This is a genomic window from Micromonospora chersina (assembly GCF_900091475.1).
GTDB classification, from domain to species: domain Bacteria; phylum Actinomycetota; class Actinomycetes; order Mycobacteriales; family Micromonosporaceae; genus Micromonospora; species Micromonospora chersina.
In genome coordinates, this window is sequence record NZ_FMIB01000002.1 from 2,298,951 (window position 1) to 2,320,104 (window position 21,154).

The following is a 21,154-nucleotide window of genomic DNA, read 5'->3' on the forward strand; positions in this document are numbered from 1 at the left end:
ATGGTCGTGCACCGCGGCAGGTGGACCCTTCAGGACCGCGTCGAAGGCGTGCTGCGCAGCCTGCCGGTCACCGTGGCGCCCGGCACCGCCGCGCTCACCGTCCGGCTGGACTACCCTCGCGAGGCGGGGGTGCTCGACCTCGGCTGCGTCGGACCGGACGGTTTCCGCGGCTGGTCGGGCGGGGCCCGCGACGGCTACACCGTCGCCGCCGGCTGGGCCACCCCCGGCTACCTGCCCGGCGAGCTGGAGCCCGGCGAATGGCAGGTGCTGCTGCGGTTGCACCGCATCCCACCCGAGGGGCTGGACTACGAGGTCACCGCCACCACCAGCGCCACGCCGCAGCCCGCGCCGCCGGCGCCGGCGGCCCCACCCCGGCCGGACCGCCCACCGCGCCGCGACCTGCCCGACGTCGACGGCCGGCGCTGGCTCGCCGGTGACCTGCACGCGCACACCGTGCACAGCGACGGCGCGCAGACCATCGACGAGCTGGCCGCGCTCGCCGCCGGACGTGGCCTGGACTTCCTCGCCGTCACCGACCACAACACCGTGAGCCATCACCCGTGGCTGCCGGACGCCTCCGAGCGTTACGGCATCACCCTGCTGCCCGGCCAGGAGGTAACCACCGACCGCGGGCACGCCAACGTGTTCGGGCCGGTGGGCTGGGTCGACTTCCGCCGGCCGCCGGACGAGTGGCTCGCCGCCGCCCGGCGCGACGGCGGGCTCATGTCGGTCAACCACCCCCTCGGCGGCGACTGCGCCTGGCGGCAGCCGCTCGCCGAACGCACCCGGCTCGTCGAGGTGTGGCACTCCGGTTGGTGGGACCGCACCTGGGGCGCTCCCCTGTCGTGGGCACGGGCGTGGCGGCCGGACGTCGTGCCGATCGGCGGCAGCGACTTCCACCGCCCCGGCGACGACGCGCTACCCGGCTCACCGACCACCTGGGTGCTCGCCGACCCCGACACCGCACCCGGCGACGCCGTGCTGGACGCGCTGCGCGGCGGCCGTACCGCCGTCTCCGCCGACCCAGGCGGGCCGCTCCTGCTGCGCGTCGGCGACGAACTGCTGGCGCTCGACGCCGACGGCGCGCTGCTGGCCTACCCGGACGGGCGGCACCGGCTGGTCCGTGGCGACCGGTGCCTGCTGCCGGCCGGCGACGGACTGCACGTCCTGGAGTCCCACCGCATGGAGGTGATCGCACTGTGCAGCTGACCGGACGCACCCGGGTGGCCGGAGCCCCCGTCAACTACGGCATCTACCGGACCACCGACGCACCCGTCGGCCCCGAGGACCTGCTCGCGGCACTGGCCCGCGACGGCTACACCGGGGTGGACTCCGGCCCCATCGGCTATCTCGGCACCGGCGAGACCCTCGCGCGACGGCTGGCCACGGCCGGCATCGGGCTCGCCGGCGGCTGGGTCGACCTGCGGTTCGCCGACCCGGCCGGCTTCGCCGCCGACCTGGATCAGCTCGACGCCGCGCTCGACGTGTTCACGGCCGTGCCGGTCGACGACGCCCGGTTCGCGCCCCGACCGACGCTGGCCTGCCCCGGCAACCCGGCCCGGATGGCCCGGCCGGGGACCCCGACCGACCTGCCGTCGGCGCTGCCCGCCGCGGCCTGGCCGGACTTCGCGGCCCGGGTGCAGCAGGCCGCCGACCGGTGCCGCGAGCGCGGGCTGGAACCGGTGTTCCACTACCACCTGGGCACCGACGTGGAGACCGAGGCGGAGGCCGACCGGCTGCTCGACCTGACCGACATCAACATCTGCCTGGACACCGGGCACCTGGCGCTGGCCGGCGGCGACCCGGTGGCCGCCGTGCACCGCTGGGCCGGCCGGATCGGCCAGGTGCACCTCAAGGACGCCGACCTCGCCGCCCACGCGCGGGTCCGCGCGGCCGGCGGCGGGCTCATGGACGTGGTCACCGCCGGCGGCTTCTGCGCGCTGGGCCGTGGCGACGTCGACCTGGCCGGGGTGCTCGCCGGCCTCGACGAGATCGGCTACACCGGCTGGCTGGTGGTCGAGCAGGACGCCCCGGAGGACGGCCGGGACCTCGACCGGATCCGTGCCGACCAGCACGCCAACCGGCGGTGGCTGGAGGAGGCGCTGGGATGACCGAGCCGGGCAAGCGCATCCGGATCGCGGTGGCCGGGCTGGGCATCATCGCCCGCGCCGTACACCTGCCGTTGCTGCAACGCCGCGGCGACCTGTTCGAGATCGTCGCGCTGGCCGACCTGTCCCCGTCCCGGGTGACCGAGCTGGGCGAGCGGTACGGGGTCGAGCCCGCCCGCCGCTACACCGACGCGACGCGCATGGTGACCGACGGCGGCTGCGACGCCGTGCTGCTGGCCACCTCCGGCTCGCACGGCGAGTTGGCCGCCCTGGCGCTGCGCGCCGGCCTGCCGGTGCTCTGCGAGAAGCCGCTGGCCTACACGCTCGCCGAGACGGCCCGGCTCAGTGAGCTGGGCGCCGGCGGTGCCGGGCTCATGGTCGGCTACATGAAGCAGTACGACCCGGCGGTGGCGGAGGCCGCGCGGCTGCTGGCGGAACTCGGCGGCGCGGAGCGGGTGCACGCCGTGGAGGTGACAGTGCTGCACGCCGGCGGCGACCGGCAGCTGCGCTTCGCCAACCTGTCCCCGGCCGCCGGCGACGTGCCGGCGAAGGAGATGGCGCGGCTGTCCGGCGTGGACCACCAGCTGCTCGACGCCGCCGTCGGCGCCGACCCCGGCGCGCGCACCCTCTACCAGATTCTCATCAACAGCGTCTCGCACGACCTGTCCCTGCTGCGGCTGTTCACCGGCGCACCGGCCACCGTGGAGCAGGTCGCCACCTGGCCGCTGGCTCCCGACGGCCCGGCCGAGCCGTCGGTGGAGATCAGCGGGCGGCTGCCGGGCGGCGCCCGCTACGGCATCCGGTGGCTCAACCTGCCGGACTATCCCGCCTACCGGGAGACGGTCACCCTGCACCACGCCCGCGGCTCGCTGGAGCTGGTGTTCCCCTCGCCGTACCTGCTCAACGCGCCGACCACGCTGACCGTGGTGGACGAGCACGGCGGCGGCGAGCGGCGGGCCGCGTACCGGTCGGTGACCGAGGCGTTCGAGCAGGAACTGGTCGCGTTCCACGCGATGGTCACGGCGGGCACCGCCCCGCTGACCGGCATCGCCGAGGGCGCGGCCGACGTACGGACCAGCCAGCAGGTGGTACGCCGCTACGGTGAGCTGACCGGGGCGGCGATCGGCGGAGAGGCGGCGAGCTGATGACGCGACCGACCGAGATCATCGTGGTGCCGCACACCCACTGGGACCGGGAGTGGTACGAGCCGTTCCAGCGGTTCCGGCTGCGGCTCGTGGCGCTGCTCGACGACGTCTTCGACCGGATGGCGCACGACCCGCGGCAGCGGTTCACCCTGGACGGGCAGCTCGCCGCTGTCGACGACTACCTGGAGGTCCGCCCGGAGCGGCGCGAGCAGGTGATCGAACTGGTCCGCGCCGGCCGGCTGTCGGTGGGCCCCTGGCAGATCCTGCTCGACGAGTTCCTCTGCTCCGGCGAGAACATCGTCCGCAACCTGGAACGGGGGCTGACCCGCAGCGCCGACCTGGGCGGCGCCATGCCGGTCGGCTACCTGCCCGACATGTTCGGCCACATCGCCCAGATGCCGCAGATCCTGGCCGGTGCCGGGCTGGCCCACGCCTGCGTGTTCCGCGGCGTTCCCGAGCGGGTGCACCAGCACGCCTTCGCCTGGCAGGCGCCCGACGGCACCACGATCCGCACGCAGTACCTGCCCGGCGGCTACGGCAACGCCGCAGCGCTGATGGAGAACGCCGGGCAGGTCACCCGCCGGGCCGGTGACCTCGCGGACCGGCTGGCCGGGTGGCGGCCGGCCGGCGACGACACCCCGGTCCTGGCCATGTACGGCACCGACCACGCCGCTCCCGCGCCGGACGCCCCCGACCTGCTGGCCACCGCCGACCTCGACGGCACCCGGCTGCGGCTGGGCACCCTGGCCGAGTACTTCGCCACCCAACCGGCCACTGTCGACGGCCTGCCGGTGGTCCGCGGCGAGCTGCGGTCGCACGCCCGGGCCAACATCCTGCCCGGCGTGATCTCCGTCCGCGCCCACCTCAAGCAGGCCATGAACCGCGCCGAGCGGCGCGTCGAGCGGTACGCCGAACCGCTCGCCGCGCTGACCCACGACGGGTCGGTGCAGCGCTTCCTCGACATGGCCTGGACCCGGCTGATCGACGCGAGCTGCCATGACTCGGTGACCGGCTGCGGCTGCGACGAGACGGCCGAGCAGGTCGCGGCCCGGCTCGCCGAGGCCGACCAGCTCGGCCGCGCGGTCTGCGATCTGGTCGGCGCGCGGCTGTCCGCCGCCGTGCCCCGGGACGGCTACCTGCTGTTCAACCCGACCCCGTCGGCCCGTACCGCCCTGGTGCGCCTGGACGTCGAGGTGCCGGCCGACGGCGGCGTGGCACTCGCGGACGCCGCCGGCCGCAGCGTGGCCGCGCAGGTGCTCGACAGGAGCCGCACGGTGCTCGCCGACGACGTGGTGCCGGCGGCCGACCTGGCGGCCGTGCTGACCCGGGTGCACGGCCGGGAGCTGTACGGCCAGGAGGTCACGGCCTGGTCGGTGTCGCCGGAGGACGCCACCCTCACCTTCGAGGTGGCCCGGCACGGCGATCCGGCCTTCGACGTCGAGGACGTGCGCCTGGCGCTCGCGGCCGTCCAGGCCGACAGGTGGCGGGTACGCATCCTCGCCGCTCCCCGGGCCACCGTCGCCGCGCTCGTCGACGTGCCGCCGCTGGGGCACGCCGCGGTCCGCCCGGCGCCGCTGCCGGCGACCGCGGCGGCCGCGTCCGACCCGGTCACGGTGGCCGGCCGCAGCGTCGACAACGGCCTGCTCCGGGTCGACGTCGCCGAGGACGGCACGCTGGCGCTGTCCACCCCGGACGGGGTGACAGTGGACGGGGTGGGCCGGATCGTCGACGGCGGCGACGTGGGCGACAGCTACAACTACGCCCCGCCGGCCGCCGACGAACTGGTCGACAAGCCACGGGCGGTGCGGACCGTGGTGCGCCACGACGGGCCGCTGGTGGCCGTCCTGGACGTGGTACGCGAGTACCGGTGGCCGGTCGCCGCGGACGTCGACGCCGGCTCCCGCGCCGTGGACCGCGAGCCGATCACCGTCACCACACGGGTCGAGCTGCGCCGCGGCGAGCCCTTCGTCCGGCTGCGCGTCGAGTTCGACAACCGCTGCGACGACCACCGGGTCCGGCTGCACCTGCCGCTGCCGTCACCGGCCGACACCTCGTACGCCGAGGGCCAGTTCGCCGTCGTGGCGCGCGGCCTGACCGCGGAGGGCGGTGGCGGTGAGGTGCCGCTGCCCACCTTCCCGGCCAACGGGTTCGTCGCGGCCGGCGGCCCGGACGGGGCGCTCGCCGTGCTGCTGACCCAGCCCACCGAGTACGAGCTGACCGACTCCGGCCGCGAGCTGGCGGTCACCGTGCTGCGGTCGATCGGCATGCTGTCGCGCAACCGGCACGCCCTGCGCGACGAGCCGGCCGGTCCGCAGCTGCCGACGCCCGAGGCGCAGTGCCGTGGCGCCCGCGCCGTCGAGTTGGCGGTGCTGCCGTACCGGGGGGCCTGGCACGAGGCGGGGGTGCTGGCGGCGGCGGAGGCGTACCGGCACGAGCTGCTGGCCTTCCCCGGCACGGCCGGCCCGGGCGCCCCGCTGCCCGCGCCGGTGGCCGGGCTCTCCGTCGACGGGGCCGGGGTCGCGCTGACAAGCGTCCGGGACCGGGCCGGCCGCACCGAGGTACGGCTCGTGGCGCAGACCCCTGTCGACACCACGGCCGTGCTCGGCGGCGGGACCGTCCGCGGCGCGTGGCGGGCCGACCTGCTCGGCCGGGCCGGCGAACCGCTCGCGGTCGACGGCGACGGGCTGGTCCGGCTGCCGCTGCGCGCCTGGGAGATCGCCACGGTGCAGCTCGACCTGTCCTGATCCACCGGACCGCGCACGCGCCGCGACGCCGGCGGCCGGACCGGGCGCCGTCACCTACCGCGGGCGCGGCGCGGCGTTGTCGAGGTTGAGCAGCCCGGCGTCGACCACGGCCCGACTCATCGGCCGGGTCAGCTCGGCCAGGCGGGCGCACCCGTCGGCGCCGAGCACCGCGTACGCGGGCGTGGCGAGCCGGTCGGTGGCGGCTTCCAGCCACGCACGCTGCGCCCGCCCCGCGGCGGTCAGGGTCGGCTCGTCGCCCTCGACCAGTCCGCGGCCGCGCAGCCGCTCGACCGCGTCCGCCCACTGCTCGCCGCTCCAGCCGCGCGTGCGGCGCAGGAAGCGGACCGACGCCTCGCCGGACGCGGCGTGCAGCACGAGCGCCTCCAACCCGGTGAGGCCCGCCAGCACCAGGGCGGCGACGTGCCCGTCGCCGCGGAACTCCCGCAGCACCGTCTGGGCCTGCCAGAGGACCAGGTGCGGCCGCTCCGGCCAGGGCAGCGCGGCGTGGGCGGCGGACAGCGGCCGCCCCTCGGGGTACGCCGTGACGGACTCGGCGGCGCGGCGGGCCAACTCGGCGGCCTCGGCCATCTCCGGGCCGTGCACCAGGTCGCCGAGCGCCCGGGTCAGGGCCGCGTCGGCGGCCGCCAGCCGGGCGGCCAGCACGGCGGCCGGCGTGGCCCGCTCCCAGGCGGCGGGCAGCACCCGGGCCACGAGGGCGGGGTTGAAGTTGAAGAAGGTGGCGGCCACCGGGGCCGGGCCGACCGGTCCCAGGGCAGCCGCGCGGGAGGCGAAGTAGCCGGCCGGCTCCGCGAGGCCGAGGGCCGCGTACCGCTCGTGCGCCTCCGGCACGAAGTAGATCATCGCGTGCAGGGGTTCGGTCACCCGCCAGGCGCGGCGGACGACGGCCGGGTCGAGCGCCGCCGGCGCCGCCCAGTCGGGAACCAGCTCGTCCGTCATGTCCGCCATGTCGCTGCCTTCCGCCGGGAACGTTACCGACGGGTAGGTTCCCATGCCGACGGCGGCCGTGTCACCTGCCAGGCAAAGGATGCCCTGTCGGGTCCTGTTGCTCGGGTCAACGACGTGTTCTCATACCGGGACGACGATGTCACCGACCTGCGCACGGCGACCCCGTCCCAGGCCGCTCGGTGACTCCAATCCCCCGGCGCGAAAGGTGCAAGGATGCACAGAAGACCAACCTTCCAACTCGCGGTCCTGACCGCCACCGCGGCGACGTTCCTGGCGGCCGGCGGAGCGTCGGCGGCGGCGGGCACGGCGCCGTCCTTCACCGCCTCGGCGGGCGCAGCGGCGTGTGAGCCGGGTGCCGGGCACAGCGCGGCCCGCGTGGCCGAGGGCGCCACCGCACAGGAGCCGGAGCTCTACTCCAAGAACGAGGCCAACGCCTACGGCGTTATCAAGGACTCGCCGCGCCAGGCCAACGGCAGCGTCACCATCCCCACGGTCTTCCACATGGTCTCCGACCACCCGCTCACCGCGGCGGAGACGACCCGGTGGAACACCCTGATCGCGGCGCAGATGACCGTGCTGAACGACTCGTTCGCGGGCCGCACGGCGGCGGACGCCGCCGACACGCCGTTCCGCTTCTCGCTCGTCGAGACCACGTGGACGGTGAACAGCGACTGGTACACCGTCGTGCCCGGCAAGAACGAGCGGGACATGAAGCAGGCGTTGTACACGGGCGACGCCCGCACCCTGAACGTGTACGCGGCCAACATCGGCGGCGGGCTCCTCGGCTGGGCGTACTTCCCGAAGGGCTACAACAACGGCCGGGACTACATCGACGGCGTCGTGATGCTCGACGAGTCGATGCCGGGCGGCACGGCGGGCAAGTACGCCCTGGGTGACACCCTGACGCACGAGGTCGGGCACTGGCTCATGCTGGAGCACACCTTCGCGCACGGGTGCTCCGCCTCCGGCGACTACGTCGCGGACACCCCGCGTGAGGCGGCGCCGCAGTTCAACTGCCCGGTGGGTGCGGACACCTGCACCGCGCCCGGGCTGGACCCGATCCACAACTTCATGGACTACACGCAGGACTCCTGCATGAACATGTTCACCGCCGGACAGGCGGACCGGATGAGTGACGCCTGGGTGGCCTTCCGGGCCGGCGGCGGCAAGCAGTAACCGGTCTCCGGACTGACGTGTCGGGGTCGGCGGGTCGCGCGAGCGGCTCGCCGACCCCGACGGCGTTGGGGGCTGCGCGGGCTGCCGGGACGAGGCACACGGTCGGGGACACCGCGCCGGGTCAGCCGGTGAAGGACTCCGGGCCGAAGCGGCCCCACGCCACGAAGGCGGCCAGGGCGAGGTAGACCAGGTCGGGCACGGTCGTCACCCGCTCGCCACGACGGAGGCGCATGGTCGCCGCGCAGGCGAACAGCAACGCCACACAGGTGGCGGTCACCGGCACCAGAACCGGGGCGATGTCGAGCACGGCGGGCAGGATCAGGCCCGCGGCGGCCAGGATTTCGAGGGCTCCGATGGCCCTGAGGGCGCCGGGACTGAAGTCCAGGACCCATTCCGCGGCGCGACCCACCGAGGCGATCTTCTCCCTGGGCACGAACATCTTGCTGGTGCTGCCCAGGAGGACGGCGGCCAGCAGTCCGGTGACGAGCCACAGCGCGAGGTTCACGAGCATCTCCTTGAGGGTTGTCGGTCTCCGGTCGACCATGGAGATGCCGGCGGCCCGGTCCTTGTGACAGCCCGGCGGTGTGGCCCGCACCACGGAGCGCGGGCGTCGCCGCCGCGAGGGCCGCCGGCGGAGCCCACCGGGGCCAACGGCCCGACGCCTCCGGCCGTATCCTTCGCCGGTGCCGCTCCTCTTCTCGACCGCGACCCGTTCCCGTCACCGCGCCCACGGGGCACCGAAGTCGCTCGGGGTGGTCGCCGGGCTCGTGGTCACGCTGCTGCTCGCCGGCTGCGGCCTCGTCGCCCGTCCCGGCGCCGCCTCCCTGCTGCGGTTCGAGTTCGCGCCCACCACCGGCGACGGGTACATGAACCAGCTCCTCACCATCTACAACGACGGCACCCGGCTGCTCGCCCCGACACTGGAGTTCACCGCGCTCGACGCCGCCCGGAACCCGCTACCGGCGGTGCGGGTCACCACGGTGTACGGCAGTGACCGCGGTCGCCTGGTCGTCGCGCCGGGCGGTGGCGTTGACGTGCTGGTCTTCACGGGCGAGGGTGCCGCGTTGGCCGAGGACGTGGCCGTCTCCGTACGCACCGCGGAGGTGGTCGACGCCCCGGTCGTCGGCGTCGAGCCGGTGGTCACCCCGATGGACGACGCCGGCCGGGCGCTCGACCGCAACAGCCGGTTCACCGCCGTGTCGCTGCGCAACGACGACAGCGAGCCGATGAGCGTCCGGCTGGTCTACATCGTCTGGACCGAGCCCGAGGGAGACGAGCGGCAGCAGGCCGAGCAGGTGGTGCCGGTCGGCGACCTGATCGTCCTGCCACCGAACCAGAGCACGCTGGTGCCGGTCACCGGTGCGGCGCGGACCGCGGTGGAGGGCGCGGCGGGGCGCGTCCCGGCCAGCATCAAGGCGTACCTCTCCCGCTGACCCGCCGGCCGGCGGCCCTCGCGGCCCGGAATGCTCTCGACAGCCGGACGGCGAGGGCGCGGCAGGAAACGGCAGAGGGCGGGTGGGGTGCCGGCCCACCGACGGCACCCCACCCACGTGTCAGGTCAGCCCGTCGCGCAGCTCGCGGTGGGTGTCGTGTTGTTGCCGTTCTTGTAGAGCGTGATGCCGAAATTGTTCCCGTTGCCGTTGGGGCGGGCCGTGAGCGTGCCGCTGGTGCCGCTGATCGAGGCGTTCCAGCTGTTCTGCAGGGTCTGGCCGCCGTTCGTGCGGATGGTCACCACCCAGTTGCTGGTGCCGCTGACCGAGAAGGTCACGTTGAACCGGTCGCTCCACTCCTCGGCACGGCTGACGCTGACCGTGCAGGTCCCGGAGGGCGGTGGGGTGGTGGGGCCGGGCGCGGTGCCGCCCACCGTGATGTTGGAGCTTCCGCTGCTCTGGTAGCCCTCCGTGGCCAGGATCTGGTAGTCGTGGCTGCCCAGGTTCATCCCGTAGCGGGCCCACGCGTCGAAGTGGTTTCCGGCGGTGATGGTGCCGCCCACCCGCTTCGACTGCCGGACGCTCCAGTACTGGTAGAAGGTCCGGGTGCCCTCGATGGAGGGAGCGTTGACCCGCTGGGTCCGGTAGATGTCGTACGTGCCGCCGTCGCTGGTGACGGTGCCCATGTACCCCTGGCCGCCCGGCGGCCGGTAGGTGCCCCAGCTGTCGACGATGTAGTACTCGACGAGCGGGTTCCTCGTCCAGCCGTAGAGGGTCAGGTACGCGTTGCCGGACGGGCTGAAGGTGCCGGAGTAGGTCACGGTCCGGCGCGCGCCGGGATTCCAGCCCTTGCCGGCGACGAAGTTGTTGACGTTGCTCCACTGGGTGCTGTACTGGCCGCCGCTACCCATGTTCATGGAGACGTTGCCACTGTCCTTCCAGAAGGAATAGAAGTAGCCGTTGTTGGTTCCGGTCGAGTTCGTGGTCACGGTCTCGGCGTGGGCCGGGCTGGGCAGGAGGGCCGTGGTACCGGCCGTGACCAGGGCGACGGCGCAGGCGCCGCCGATGAGCATCCTGAGGCGTCCGCGTCGGGGGATCCTCGAGCGGACGGGGGCGTCGTTCATCTACGTGCTTCCTCCTCGTGACGGCTGGCGGAGGCCAGCAGCGGTACGACCCGGCGCGGTTCGCATCGACGGAAGTAGATAGGTTCCGCCAGCGCCAGCATCGATCGCGCCGCCGCGGGTTGTCAACAACTTCCGGAAATGGCGCGGAAGACTCCTGGCCCTCGACATCCCTGTTCAGGAAGCACGCACGGCCGCCGGTGACCCGGGCGTTCTGACGGGATTCCGGGGCAGTGCCGAGCCGTGCTCACCGACGCGGTTCCGGAAGTTTCCGGGAAGGTCAGCCGTCCAGGGCGGTACGGAGGAAGTCGAGCGCCGCCGCGTCGTCGTCGATGCCGCCCGCCTCGTGGCCGTTGTACCGCCACACGGCCAGCTCGACCGGCCCCCGGTAGGCGTTGACCGCGGCGAACACCGTGGACGGGGGCACGATGTCGTCCATCAGCGCGACGGAGAAGCGCGCCGGCACGCCCGCCCGGCGGGCGAAGGCCACCCCGTCGACGTAGCCGAGGGTGCGCAGCACGGCCTCCTCCCGGTCCCGGTGCACCGCCAGGTAGTCCCGGATCTCCCGGTACGGGTGGGCGTCGGTGACCGTCACCGCGCGCGGGATGTCGCACAGGAACGGCACGTACGCCACGGCGGCCCGCAGGTCCGGCACCAGTGCGGCGGCGGCCAGCGCGGCGCCGCCGCCCTGGCTGTGGCCGAGCACCGCCACCCGGCCCGGGTCGACGGCGGGCAGCCGGCGGGCCGCGTCGACGGCCCGGACCGCGTCGGTGAGGAAGCGCCGGTAGTAGTACCGGCGCGGGTCCTCGATGCCCCGGGTGGCCATGCCGGGCGCCTGCGGACCGGCCCCGGCCAGGTCGGGGGTGTCGCCCCGACTCCAGCCGGAGCCCTGGCCGCGGGTGTCCATCTGGAGGTGCGCGAACCCGGCGGCGGCCCAGAGCAGGTTCTCCAGCGGGTGGCCCCGCCCGCCGCCGTAGCCGACGTACTGCACGATCGTGGGCAGCCGGCCGGTGGCCCCGCGGGGCACGCGCAGCCAGGCCCGGACCGACTGGCCGGCGAAGCCGGGAAACGCCACGTCGAACACGTCCAGGCCGGTCAACGGGCTGTCCAGCGGGGTCACGGCGAGGTCGCCCTCGCACGCGCGGGCCTCGGCGAGGGTGTCGGCCCAGAACGCGTCGAAGTCGTCCGGTTCGCGCAGGGCGCTGCGGTAGGCGCGCAGCTCCGCCTCGGGCAGGTCGGTGTACACGGCGCTGTCTCAACTCCTCGGGACATAGGGGCCGGTCGGGGCTGTCGTCAACCCTCGGCCGGTGCGGCAAGATGGCTCGGAGCCGGCCGGGTGAAGGAGACGCGGGTGAACGCGGACGACGAGCGCAGGGTGACCATCACCGTGATCGCGCGGGAGGCCGGGGTGTCGGTGCCCACCGTGTCGCGCGTGCTCAACGGCCGCTCGGACGTGGCCCCGGACACCCGGGAACGGGTGGAGGAACTGCTGCGCCACCACGGCTACCGGCGGCGCGGCACCCGTGCGGTGCAGCGCGCGGCCCTGCTCGACCTGGTGTTCCCCGACCTGGACAGCCCGTGGGCGTTGGAGATCATCCGGGGGGTGGAGGACGTCGGGCACGCGGCCGGGGTGGGCACCGTGGTGTTGGCGATCCACAGCGAGTCCAGCTCGACCCGGCAGTGGTTGCAGAACCTGCGCGCCCGAGCCTCGGACGGCGTCATCGTGGTGACCTCGCACCTCAGCCCGCCGGTGCACGCCCAGCTGCGCCGGCTCAACGTGCCCGTGGTGGTGGTCGACCCGGCCGGCGCGCCCGCGACCGGCGTACCGACGATCGGTGCCACCAACTGGTCCGGCGGTCTCGCCGCGACCGAGCACCTGCTCGGCCTCGGGCACCGCCGGATCGGGTTCGTGACCGGCCCGGCGCGCCTGCTGTGCAGCCGGGCCCGGCTCGACGGCTACCGGGCGGCCCTGGAGCACGCCGGGGTGCCCCTGGACGACCGGCTCGTGCAGCCCGGCGACTTCTACCACGCCTCCGGCTTCGCCGCCGGCAGCACACTGCTCGACCTCGACGACCCGCCGACCGCCATCTTCGCCGCCAGCGACCAGATGGCCTTCGGCGTCTACGAGGCCGTCCGCCGCCGCGGGCTCCGGGTCGCCGACGACATCAGCATCGTCGGCTTCGACGACCTCCCCGAAGCCCGCTGGGCCTCCCCGCCGCTGACCACCGTCCGCCAACCCCTGGCCGAGATGGGCCGGCTCGCCGCCCGCACGGTGCTGCGCCTGGCCCAGGGCGAGGACATCGAGTCGCCCCAGGTCGAACTGGCCACCGACCTCGTGGTCCGGGACAGCACGGCCCGCCACGACTAGCCCTCCGGCGTACGTCACCACGGACGCGCCCCGTGGTGGCGCGCACCCGGTGCGGCGGCAGGGCGGGACGGTGTCATGGGGCCTCATCGACGGCTTCCGGAAATTTCGGCGCACGTTATCACGAGAACCAGCGGTGAACGAAGGCCCGATCGAGGGCCCCGAGCGCGCGGCCGGCCGACGGCTGTCAATGCCGACAAGCGCTTGGCGACGCGATATGCGCTCTTCCGCGCCCCTTGACACGTCGATCAACGATCCATAAATTCCGGCAGGACATATCGCCGGTTCACCGAAACTTCCGAGACGGACCACGCAGATGACCCCCATGCGCATCCCCGTGCCGGAGCACCCGTCGGGCCGGCTGACCGACGCCTGGCGCGCCTGCGTCGGCACCGGCCGGTTCGATCTGGCGCTGCGGCGCGACTACCAGGACTCGCTGGCGCTGGTCCAGCGGGAGATCGGCTTCCGGCACATCCGCGGCCACGGGCTGCTCAGCGACGGCACGGGCGTCCACCGGCCCTACACCCACCGCGGGGCACGCCAGGTCCGGCACGCCTTCACGTACGTCGACCAGGTGGTCGACGCCTACCTCGACCTCGGCATCCGGCCGTTCCTGGAGGTGGGCTTCATGCCGTCCGGTCTCGCCTCCGGTGACCAGACGGTGTTCTGGTGGCGCGGCAACGTGACGCCGCCCGCGTCCTGGAGCGAGTGGGCCGACCTGGTCCGCGCGACGATCGGCCACCTCGTCGACCGCTACGGCCTCGACGAGGTGCGGGGCTGGCCGATCGAGGTGTGGAACGAGCCCAACCTCACGGCGTTCTGGCAGGACGCCGACGAGGCCGCCTACCACCGGCTCTACGAGGTGACCGCGTGCGCCGTGAAGGAGGTCGACGCCGGCCTCCAGGTCGGCGGTCCGGCGCTCTCCCCCGGCGCCGACGACTGGCTGCCCCGCTTCGCCGACTTCGTGGCCGCCCGGTCGGTCCCGGTCGACTTCGTCAGCAAGCACGCCTACACCTCGGGGCCGGCCCAGCAGGTGCCGTTCGGGGTCCACCAGACGCTGACCCCGGCCTCCGGGCTCCTGGAGCAGTTCGCCACCCCACGCGACCTGCTGCGGGACACGGCGCTGGCCGGGCTGCCCGTGCACATCACCGAGTTCAACTCCTCCTACCGGCCGGACAACCCGATCCACGACACCGCGTTCCACGCCGCGTACCTGGCCCCGGTGGTCGCGGCCGGCGGTGACCTCGTCGACTCCTTCTCGTACTGGACCTTCTGCGACGTCTTCGAGGAGGAGGGCGTGCCGACGTCGCTGTACCACGGCGGCTTCGGCCTGCTCACCCACCGCCAGATCAAGAAACCCACCTACCACCTGTACGCCTTCCTGGCGCGCATGGGCGATCAGGTCCTCGCGCGCGGCGCCGACCACCTGGTGACCCGGGACGACACCGGCCGGGTGACCGTGCTGGCCTGGGCGCCGGTGGACGTCACCGGCCGCGAGCCGGTGCCCGAACAGCACCCCGTACGCCTGTCCCTGCCGCTGGGCCCGCCCGGGACCACCAGGGCGTTCCTGCTGCGCTCGTCGGTCAGCGAGGAGGAGGGCAACGCCTGGCGGGCGTGGTGCGAGCTGGGGCGGCCGCGCTCCCCCGACCGGCGGCAGCTGGACGTCCTGCGGGAGGCGGCCGAGCCGGCCCGGCGGCACGCCGGCCTGCCGGTCGTGGCCGGCCGGGTCGAGCTGGACCTGCACCTGTCCCGCCACGAGGTGACCCTGGTCGAGCTCACCGCCGTCACCGACGAGACCCCGCCCTGGTGGGACGACGCGCGTCTGCTCGGGCAGCCCGCCGGAGCCGAGTCCGCGTGAGCGACGCCGCCGCCCGTCCCGGTCCGGCGGCGGAGCCGGTCGATGTCCACCCGGCATGGCTGCCTCCGGCGGCCTTTCGCGCCGTCGGCTCGCGGCGTGCCCTGGTGTGCGGCGCCGGGACGCTGGTCGGGACGGTGCGGGACGAGCTGGCGCAGGCGTGCGCCCGGTACGGCGGCACGGTGGCGTGGCGGCCCGGGCCCGGACCGGTGGACGGGACCGGCGACGTCGACCTGGTGCTCGCGCTGACCGCCGCCACTCCCCTGCCCGCCCCGGTGGCGGAGGTGGCCGCGCAGTGCCGGCGGCACCACGGGGCCGGAGCGCTCGGCGCCGAGGGCTTCGCGCTGGCCCGGACCGGCGACGTGACGGTGGTGCTGGCCGAGGAGCCCGCGGGGCTGCTCCACGGCCTGTTCCACGTGGTCCGGCTCGGCGAGTCGGCGTTCGGGGCCGCCCGGGGGCCGGAGCGGCACCGGCCGGCCATGCGGCTGCGGATGCTGGACCACTGGGACAACGTCGACGTGCACCCGGTCATGGGACAGGTCGAGCGCGGCTACGCCGGCGGGTCGATCTTCTGGCGCGACGGCTCGCCGCGCGGCGACCCGGCCCGGGTACGGGACTACGGGCGGCTGCTGGCGGCGTGCGGCGTCAACGCGGTGTCGGCCAACAACGTCAACGTCCACGCCACGGAGGCCCGGCTGCTGACCGACCGGCTCGGCGACGTCGCGGCGATCGCGGACGTCCTGCGGCCGTACGGGATCCGCGTTCACCTGTCGGTCACCTTCGCCGCGCCCGTCGTGCTCGGTGGCCTGCCGACCGCCGATCCGCTCGACGCCGGCGTGCGAGCCTGGTGGGCCGCGACCACCCGCCAGGTGTACGACCGCATCCCGGACTTCGGCGGCTACGTGGTGAAGGCGGACTCCGAGGGGCAGTCGGGCCCGTTCACGTACGGGCGGAGCCACGCCGACGGCGCGAACCTGCTGGCCGACACGCTGGCGCCGTTCCGGGGAGTGGTGCACTGGCGGGCCTTCGTCTACGACCACCGGCAGGACTGGCGGGACCGGTCGACGGACCGGGCGCGTGCCGCCTTCGACCACTTCGCCCCGCACGACGGCCGGTTCGCGCCCAACGTGGTCCTTCAGGTGAAGCACGGCCCGATGGACTTCCAGGCGCGGGAACCGGTCTCGCCGGTGCTCGCGGCCATGCCGGCCACCCGACTGGCGGTGGAGGTGCAGGTGACCCAGGAGTACACGGGCCAGCAGCGGCACGTGTGCTACCTGGCGCCGTGGTGGAGCGAGGTGCTCCGGTTCGCCCCGTGGGGCGACCACCGCACGGTCGCCGCCCTGGCCGCGGGCGATGCGGGCGAGGGCGGCGGGCTGGTCGGCGTCTCCAACGCCGGCGACGACCCCTTCTGGACCGGGCACCCACTGGCCCAGGCCAACCTGTACGCCTTCGGTCGGCTGGCCTGGGACCCCCGGCTGGACCCGGCAGCGGTGCTCGACGAGTGGATCGGGTTGACCTTCCCGCCGGGTCCGGCCAGCGGTCACGACCTGGTGCGGCGGACCCTGCACGAGATGATGGACGGCTCGTGGCGCACCTACGAGCGGTACACCGCGCCGCTGGGCGTGGGTTTCATGGTCCGCCCCGGCCACCACTACGGTCCCGACGTCGACGGGTACGAGTACACGCCGTGGGGCACCTACCACTTCGCCGACCGGGACGGCGTGGGCGTCGACCGCACCCGCGCCTCGGGCACCGGCTTCACCGGGCAGTACCCGCAGCCGTGGCGCGACGTCTACGAGTCCCTCGACCGGTGCCCCGACGAACTGCTGCTCTTCTTCCACCACGTGCCGTACGGGCACGTGCTGCACGACGGCTCGACAGTCATCCAGCACATCTACAACACCCACTTCGCCGGGGCCGAGGAGGTGGCCGCGCTGCGCCGGCGGTGGGACCGGCTCGACGGGCTGCTCGACCCGGGGCTGCACACCCGGGTACGCGAGCGGCTGGACGAGCAGGTGCGCTGCGCCGAGGAGTGGCGGGACCAGGTCAACGCGTACTTCTTCCGCAAGTCCGGGGTGCCGGACGCGCGGGGCCGCCGCATCCCGTAAGGCGCGGGCGCCTACCCTTCCCGGGGCGGCGTGGCGCTGTCCCGGACGACGAGTTCGGTGGCCAGTTCGACCCGCCGGCTCTCCACGTCCTCACCCTTGGCCAGCCGCAGCACGGTGCGGGCCGCGAGCATGCCCATCTCCGCAAGCGGCTGCCGCACCGTGGTCAGCGGCGGCGAGCACCAGCGGACCTCGGGCAGGTCGTCGAAGCCGACGACGCTGATGTCGTCGGGCACCCGCAGGCCCCGTTGCCGGACCGCCTCGTAGACCCCGAGCGCCATCTGGTCGCACGCCGCGAAGATCGCGGTGGGCGGCTCGGGCAGCGCGAGCAGCCGGGTGGCGCAGGCGAACCCGGACTCGTGGTAGAAGTCGCCCTGCTGGACGAGGCCGTCATCGACGGGCAGGCCGGCCGACTCCAGGGCGGCGCGGTAGCCGTCCATCCGGGCCCGGCTGCACATGAGCCGCGGCGGGCCGGAGATGAACCCGATCCGCCGGTGACCGAGACCGATCAGGTATTCGGTGGCGCTGAGCCCGCCCGCCCAGTTGGTGGCGCCGATGGTGCAGGCGTCCTGCTGGGGAATGCCGTCGGCGTCGACGAGGACCAGGGGGATGTTGAGGCGTCGCAGGCCACCCTGCAACGACGGCTCCACCATCGAGTTGACGAAGATGACGCCCTCGGTGGAGCGGCCGCGCAGGCTGTCGAGCCACTGCCGGGCCGAGGAGGCGCGCCGGTGGATGGCGGAGACGACGGTGCCGATCCCCGCCTCGTGGGCGACGTCCTCGACACCACGGATGATCTCGACGGCCCAGGGGCTGTCGAGGTCGTTGAAGACCAGGTCGACAAGCCCCGAGGTGGGGCGGGCGGCGACCACCCGGCGGCGGTAGCCGTGCCGGTTGAGCAGTTCCTCGACCCGTTCCCGGGTCTGCACGGCGACGTCGGAGCGCCCGTTGATGACCCGCGACACCGTCGGCACCGAGACGCCCGCCAGGTCGGCGATCGTGGCGATGGTGACCCGGGGGGTGTTGTTCACCGTCACAGTCAGCTCCCTGGAGGTCCGGTCGCGACGAGAGGCGCGTCGCCCACGCGCAGCCGTGCCGGTGAGGCTTCCGGCGGCCTGACCTCAGCATAGCTCCGAAAGTTTCGGCCACGCGCCGGCGGTGTTACCGGACAGGTCCCGGTCGCCGGTCCGGGCCGGAACGGGAGGCGGGTCAGGCGGCCCGGGTGGCGCTGTCGCGGACGACCAGCTCGGTGGCGAGTTCGATGCGCGGGCTCTCGACGCGCTCGCCGTGGGCCAGCCGCAGCACCGTCCGGGCGGCGAGCAGCCCCATCTCCGCCAGCGGCTGCCGCACCGTCGTCAACGGCGGCGAGCACCAGCGGACCTCGGGCAGGTCGTCGAAGCCGACGACGCTGATGTCGTCGGGCACCCGCAGGCCCCGCTGACGGACCGCCTCGTAGACCCCGAGCGCCATCTGGTCGCTGGAGGCGAAGATCGCGGTCGGCGGCTCGGCCAACCGCAGCAGGTGGCTGCCGCCGGCGAAGCCGGCCTCGTGGTAGAAGTTGCCGGGGTAGATGAGCCGGTCGTCGACGGGCACGCCGGCCGACTCCAGCGCCGTCCGGTAGCCGTCGAGGCGGGCCCGGCTGCACATCAGTTGCGGCAGGCCGGCGATGAAGCCGATCCGGCGGTGACCGAGGCCGAGCAGGTACTCGGTGGCGCGGAGGCTGCCCGCCCAGTTGGTGGCGCCGATCGTCGGCGCCTCCTGCGGCGGCACCCCGGCCGGGTCGACGATGACGACGGGGATGTTGAGCCGGCGCAGCTCGGCCTGGAGCGGCGGTTCCAGGGTGGAGGTCACGAAGATGACCCCCTCGGTCGAGCGGGTACGCAGGTTGTCCAGCCACTGCTTGGCCGCCGAGGTGCGCCGGTGGATGGCGGAGACGACAGTGCCGATGCCGGCGGCGTGTGCGACGTCCTCGACGCCGCGGATGATCTCCACGGCCCAGGGGCTGTCGAGGTCGTTGAAGACCAGGTCGATCAGCCCGGAACTGGCCCGCATGCTGGGTGGGCGGCGGCGGTAGCCGTGCCGGGCGAGCAGTTCCTCGACGCGCTCCCGGGTCTGGGCGGACACGTCGGAGCGACCGTTGACGACCCGCGACACGGTCGGCACGGACACCCCGGCCATGCGCGCGATCGTCGCGATGGTGACTTTCCGGCTGTCGTCGGAGACCACGGCCCGCCCTTTCGTCGTCGCCCGGGCACCCGGGCCCGCTCAGCCCTTGACGCTGCCCGCCAGGCCCCCGATGAGCTGGCGTTCGGCCACCGCGTAGAAGCCCAGCGCCGGCACCATGGACAGCACCACGTACGCGAGCACCCGCGCGGTGTCGTCGGAGTACTGCCCCTGGAAGGCCTGCACCCCGACGGGCAACGTCCACCAGCTCTGGTCGGTGAAGACCACAAGCGGCAGCATGAAGTTGTTCCAGCTCGCCACGATCGCCAGCACCGAGACGGTGGCCAGCGCCGGGCGGGCCATCGGCAGCAGCACCCGCCAGAAGAACCCGAACGGGCTGCACCCGTCGAGCGTCGCGGCCTCCTCGACCTCGGCGGGAATGGTGCGGAAGAACTGCCGCAGGATGATGATGGTGACCGGCAGCCCGAACGCGGCCTGCGGCAGGATGACGCCGAGCGGGTTGTCCAGCAGGCCCATGGTCCGCAGCAGGATGAACAGCGGCAGGATGGCCACCGCGAACGGGAACATCAGTCCCACCGCGAAGAGGGTGAACAGGAACTCCCGGCCCCGGAAGGAGAACCGGGCGAACACGAAGGCGGCCATCGCCGCGGCGCCGACCACCACGAAGGTGGTGGCCAGGGCGATGAGCGTGCTGTTGCCGAGCTGGCGCCAGAACACGCCGGAGGCCAGGATGCCTGTGTAGTTCTCCGGCACCCACGGGTCGGGCCAGCCGAGCGGGTTGCTCGACAGCTGGCCGTTGTCCTTGAACCCGCCGAGCACCCCGAACCCGATGGGCACCACGATGAGCGCGCCCACCGCGACGGAGATCAGGTGCAGGACGAGCGAACGGGTCCGCTCGCCGGGCTTCTGCCTGGTGGTGGTCATCCCTGGACTCCCCTGGTGGTGATCGCGCCCTCGGTGTCCCGCCGCAGCACGTACCGCTGGTAGAACAGCGCGAAGACGAGGCTCAGGATGAACATGACCATGCTGATCGCGCTGGCGTAGCCGACCTCGAACCGGCGGAAGCCGTACTGGTACATGGTCACGGCCATGGTCTCGGACGAGTGGATCGGCCCGCCGCCGGTGAGCACCCAGACCATGTCGAAGAGCTGGATGGTGCCGATCACCGACAGGAAGATGCTGATCCGGATGGTGGGGCCCAGCAGCGGCAGCGTGACGTGCCGGAACACCTGCCAGGCGCCGGCACCGTCGGTGGCCGCGGCCTCGGTCAGCTCCCGGGGGATGCCCTGCCGGCCGGCGAGGTACAGGACCATGTGGAAGCCGAAGTACTTCCACGAGATCACCAGGAACAGGGCGAACAGCACCGTGTCGGGGTCCGCGAAGATGGCTCCGGCGTCCGCGCCGAGCCACCTGGCCAGGCCCTCGCCCAGGCCCCGGCTCGGGGAGAACACCAGCGTGAACAGCACGCCGGTGGTGACCTCGGAGAGCACGTACGGCGCGAAGAAGACCAGCCGGTACGCGCGGCGCCCGGACAGCCGCTGGTTGAGCAGCATGGCCAGGCCCAGTGACACCGGGAGCTGGATCACCAGCGACAGCACGATCAGCAGGAAGGCTCGCCAGAGGTCGCCCCGGAAGGTGGGATCGCCGAAGGCGCGGGTGAAGTTCTCGAGCCCGACGTTGTTCTCCGGCAGGCCGAAGCCGTTCCACTTGAACACGCTGGCGTAGCTGGCGACCAGGATCGGTGCGACCACCAGCAGCAGGAACAGCACCAGCGCCGGGGCCAGGAAGAGGGCGATGGTGCTGAGGCGGCCGATCCGGGGCCGGGCCCGGCGGCCACGCGGGTGCGTGGTCGCCGGGCCCGCCGGGAGCTCGGTCGCCGGCTCGGCGGGTCGCAGGCCGGGCATCGTCGACGGAGTCATCGTGCCTGCTCCACTCGGTTGTCGGCGGCGGCTTCG

Annotated in this window: 17 protein-coding genes; 9 read left to right on the forward strand and 8 right to left on the reverse strand. The window is 73.8% G+C overall.

Going from position 1 to position 21,154, the window contains the following annotated elements:
* Genes GA0070603_RS10425 through GA0070603_RS10440 form a run of 4 tightly spaced genes read left to right on the forward strand, consistent with a single transcriptional unit; the run spans position 1 to position 5,997 of the window.
* Positions 1-1,209 (forward strand): CehA/McbA family metallohydrolase, encoded by a 1,209-nt coding sequence (locus GA0070603_RS10425; protein ID WP_091310925.1) that lies wholly within the window; start codon positions 1-3, stop codon positions 1,207-1,209.
* Complete coding sequence (locus GA0070603_RS10430) at positions 1,200-2,111, forward strand: sugar phosphate isomerase/epimerase family protein (RefSeq protein WP_208862854.1); 912 nt, start codon at positions 1,200-1,202, stop codon at positions 2,109-2,111. The genes GA0070603_RS10425 and GA0070603_RS10430 overlap by 10 nt, the downstream gene beginning before the upstream one ends.
* Positions 2,108-3,253: a Gfo/Idh/MocA family protein gene (locus GA0070603_RS10435; RefSeq protein WP_091310928.1), complete on the forward strand. Its 1,146-nt coding sequence runs from the start codon at positions 2,108-2,110 to the stop codon at positions 3,251-3,253. The genes GA0070603_RS10430 and GA0070603_RS10435 overlap by 4 nt, the downstream gene beginning before the upstream one ends.
* Entirely contained in the window at positions 3,253-5,997 is a 2,745-nt protein-coding gene (locus tag GA0070603_RS10440) for a glycoside hydrolase family 38 N-terminal domain-containing protein (RefSeq protein ID WP_091310932.1), read from the forward strand. Before GA0070603_RS10435 ends, GA0070603_RS10440 begins: the two co-directional genes overlap by 1 nt.
* Positions 5,998-6,051: 54 nt before the next feature.
* On the opposite strand, the gene GA0070603_RS10445 is transcribed toward GA0070603_RS10440, so the two are convergent.
* Entirely contained in the window at positions 6,052-6,963 is a 912-nt protein-coding gene (locus GA0070603_RS10445; protein ID WP_244282479.1) for an SCO6745 family protein, read from the reverse strand.
* 213 nt (positions 6,964-7,176) lie between these two features.
* Between GA0070603_RS10445 and GA0070603_RS10450 the strand changes: the two genes are divergently transcribed.
* Entirely contained in the window at positions 7,177-8,139 is a 963-nt protein-coding gene (locus tag GA0070603_RS10450) for a zinc metalloprotease (protein ID WP_091310935.1), read from the forward strand.
* 121 nt (positions 8,140-8,260) lie between these two features.
* Here GA0070603_RS10450 and GA0070603_RS10455 read toward each other — a convergent pair whose 3' ends face one another.
* Entirely contained in the window at positions 8,261-8,644 is a 384-nt protein-coding gene (locus tag GA0070603_RS10455) for a DoxX family protein (RefSeq protein WP_091321778.1), read from the reverse strand.
* Positions 8,645-8,822: 178 nt separating this feature from the next.
* On the opposite strand from GA0070603_RS10455, the gene GA0070603_RS10460 reads away from it, so the two are divergent.
* The gene (locus GA0070603_RS10460; RefSeq protein ID WP_091310938.1) at positions 8,823-9,572 is read left to right on the forward strand and encodes a hypothetical protein; all 750 of its coding nucleotides are present in this window, start codon (positions 8,823-8,825) and stop codon (positions 9,570-9,572) included.
* Between the two features lie 125 nt (positions 9,573-9,697).
* On the opposite strand, the gene GA0070603_RS10465 is transcribed toward GA0070603_RS10460, so the two are convergent.
* Positions 9,698-10,693: a glycoside hydrolase family 11 protein gene (locus GA0070603_RS10465; RefSeq protein WP_091310941.1), complete on the reverse strand. Its 996-nt coding sequence runs from the start codon at positions 10,691-10,693 to the stop codon at positions 9,698-9,700.
* A 277-nt stretch (positions 10,694-10,970) separates the two neighbouring features.
* Positions 10,971-11,936: an acetylxylan esterase gene (locus GA0070603_RS10470; protein ID WP_091310943.1), complete on the reverse strand. Its 966-nt coding sequence runs from the start codon at positions 11,934-11,936 to the stop codon at positions 10,971-10,973.
* A gap of 105 nt (positions 11,937-12,041) precedes the next feature.
* Here GA0070603_RS10470 and GA0070603_RS10475 point away from each other — a divergent pair, with 105 nt between their 5' ends.
* The 3 genes from GA0070603_RS10475 to GA0070603_RS10485 all read left to right on the forward strand — a co-directional run bounded on the left by GA0070603_RS10475 (position 12,042) and on the right by GA0070603_RS10485 (position 17,018).
* Positions 12,042-13,058, forward strand: a complete 1,017-nt coding sequence (locus GA0070603_RS10475; RefSeq protein ID WP_091310945.1) for a LacI family DNA-binding transcriptional regulator — start codon at positions 12,042-12,044, stop codon at positions 13,056-13,058.
* Positions 13,059-13,371: 313 nt separating this feature from the next.
* Positions 13,372-14,913, forward strand: a complete 1,542-nt coding sequence (locus GA0070603_RS10480) for a GH39 family glycosyl hydrolase (RefSeq protein ID WP_244282480.1) — start codon at positions 13,372-13,374, stop codon at positions 14,911-14,913.
* A complete protein-coding gene (locus GA0070603_RS10485; RefSeq protein WP_091310949.1) occupies positions 14,910-17,018 on the forward strand; it encodes an alpha-glucuronidase in 2,109 nt (702 codons plus the stop codon). The genes GA0070603_RS10480 and GA0070603_RS10485 overlap by 4 nt, the downstream gene beginning before the upstream one ends.
* Positions 17,019-17,029: 11 nt before the next feature.
* Here the strand turns inward: GA0070603_RS10485 and GA0070603_RS10490 are convergent, their stop codons facing one another.
* The 4 genes from GA0070603_RS10490 to GA0070603_RS10505 form a co-directional block, all read right to left on the reverse strand.
* Complete coding sequence (locus GA0070603_RS10490; RefSeq protein WP_091310952.1) at positions 17,030-18,052, reverse strand: LacI family DNA-binding transcriptional regulator; 1,023 nt, start codon at positions 18,050-18,052, stop codon at positions 17,030-17,032.
* A gap of 172 nt (positions 18,053-18,224) precedes the next feature.
* Positions 18,225-19,241 (reverse strand): LacI family DNA-binding transcriptional regulator, encoded by a 1,017-nt coding sequence (locus tag GA0070603_RS10495; protein ID WP_091310956.1) that lies wholly within the window; start codon positions 19,239-19,241, stop codon positions 18,225-18,227.
* A 39-nt stretch (positions 19,242-19,280) separates the two neighbouring features.
* Entirely contained in the window at positions 19,281-20,123 is an 843-nt protein-coding gene (locus GA0070603_RS10500) for a carbohydrate ABC transporter permease (RefSeq protein WP_091310959.1), read from the reverse strand.
* Complete coding sequence (locus tag GA0070603_RS10505) at positions 20,120-21,118, reverse strand: carbohydrate ABC transporter permease (protein ID WP_091310963.1); 999 nt, start codon at positions 21,116-21,118, stop codon at positions 20,120-20,122. Before GA0070603_RS10505 ends, GA0070603_RS10500 begins: the two co-directional genes overlap by 4 nt.
* Positions 21,119-21,154 lie beyond the last annotated feature (36 nt).

Excerpts from the sequence above, each read along its gene's own strand:
- GA0070603_RS10465 (WP_091310941.1), bottom strand. The coding sequence starts at position 10,693 with ATGAACGACGCCCCCGTCCGCTCGAGGATCCCCCGACGCGGACGCCTC.
- GA0070603_RS10500 (WP_091310959.1), bottom strand. The coding sequence starts at position 20,123 with ATGACCACCACCAGGCAGAAGCCCGGCGAGCGGACCCGTTCGCTCGTC.
- GA0070603_RS10440 (WP_091310932.1), top strand. The coding sequence starts at position 3,253 with ATGACGCGACCGACCGAGATCATCGTGGTGCCGCACACCCACTGGGAC.
- GA0070603_RS10435 (WP_091310928.1), top strand. The coding sequence starts at position 2,108 with ATGACCGAGCCGGGCAAGCGCATCCGGATCGCGGTGGCCGGGCTGGGC.
- GA0070603_RS10505 (WP_091310963.1), bottom strand. The coding sequence starts at position 21,118 with ATGACTCCGTCGACGATGCCCGGCCTGCGACCCGCCGAGCCGGCGACC.
- GA0070603_RS10425 (WP_091310925.1), top strand. The coding sequence starts at position 1 with ATGGTCGTGCACCGCGGCAGGTGGACCCTTCAGGACCGCGTCGAAGGC.
- GA0070603_RS10445 (WP_244282479.1), bottom strand. The coding sequence starts at position 6,963 with ATGGCGGACATGACGGACGAGCTGGTTCCCGACTGGGCGGCGCCGGCG.
- GA0070603_RS10480 (WP_244282480.1), top strand. The coding sequence starts at position 13,372 with ATGACCCCCATGCGCATCCCCGTGCCGGAGCACCCGTCGGGCCGGCTG.
- GA0070603_RS10450 (WP_091310935.1), top strand. The coding sequence starts at position 7,177 with ATGCACAGAAGACCAACCTTCCAACTCGCGGTCCTGACCGCCACCGCG.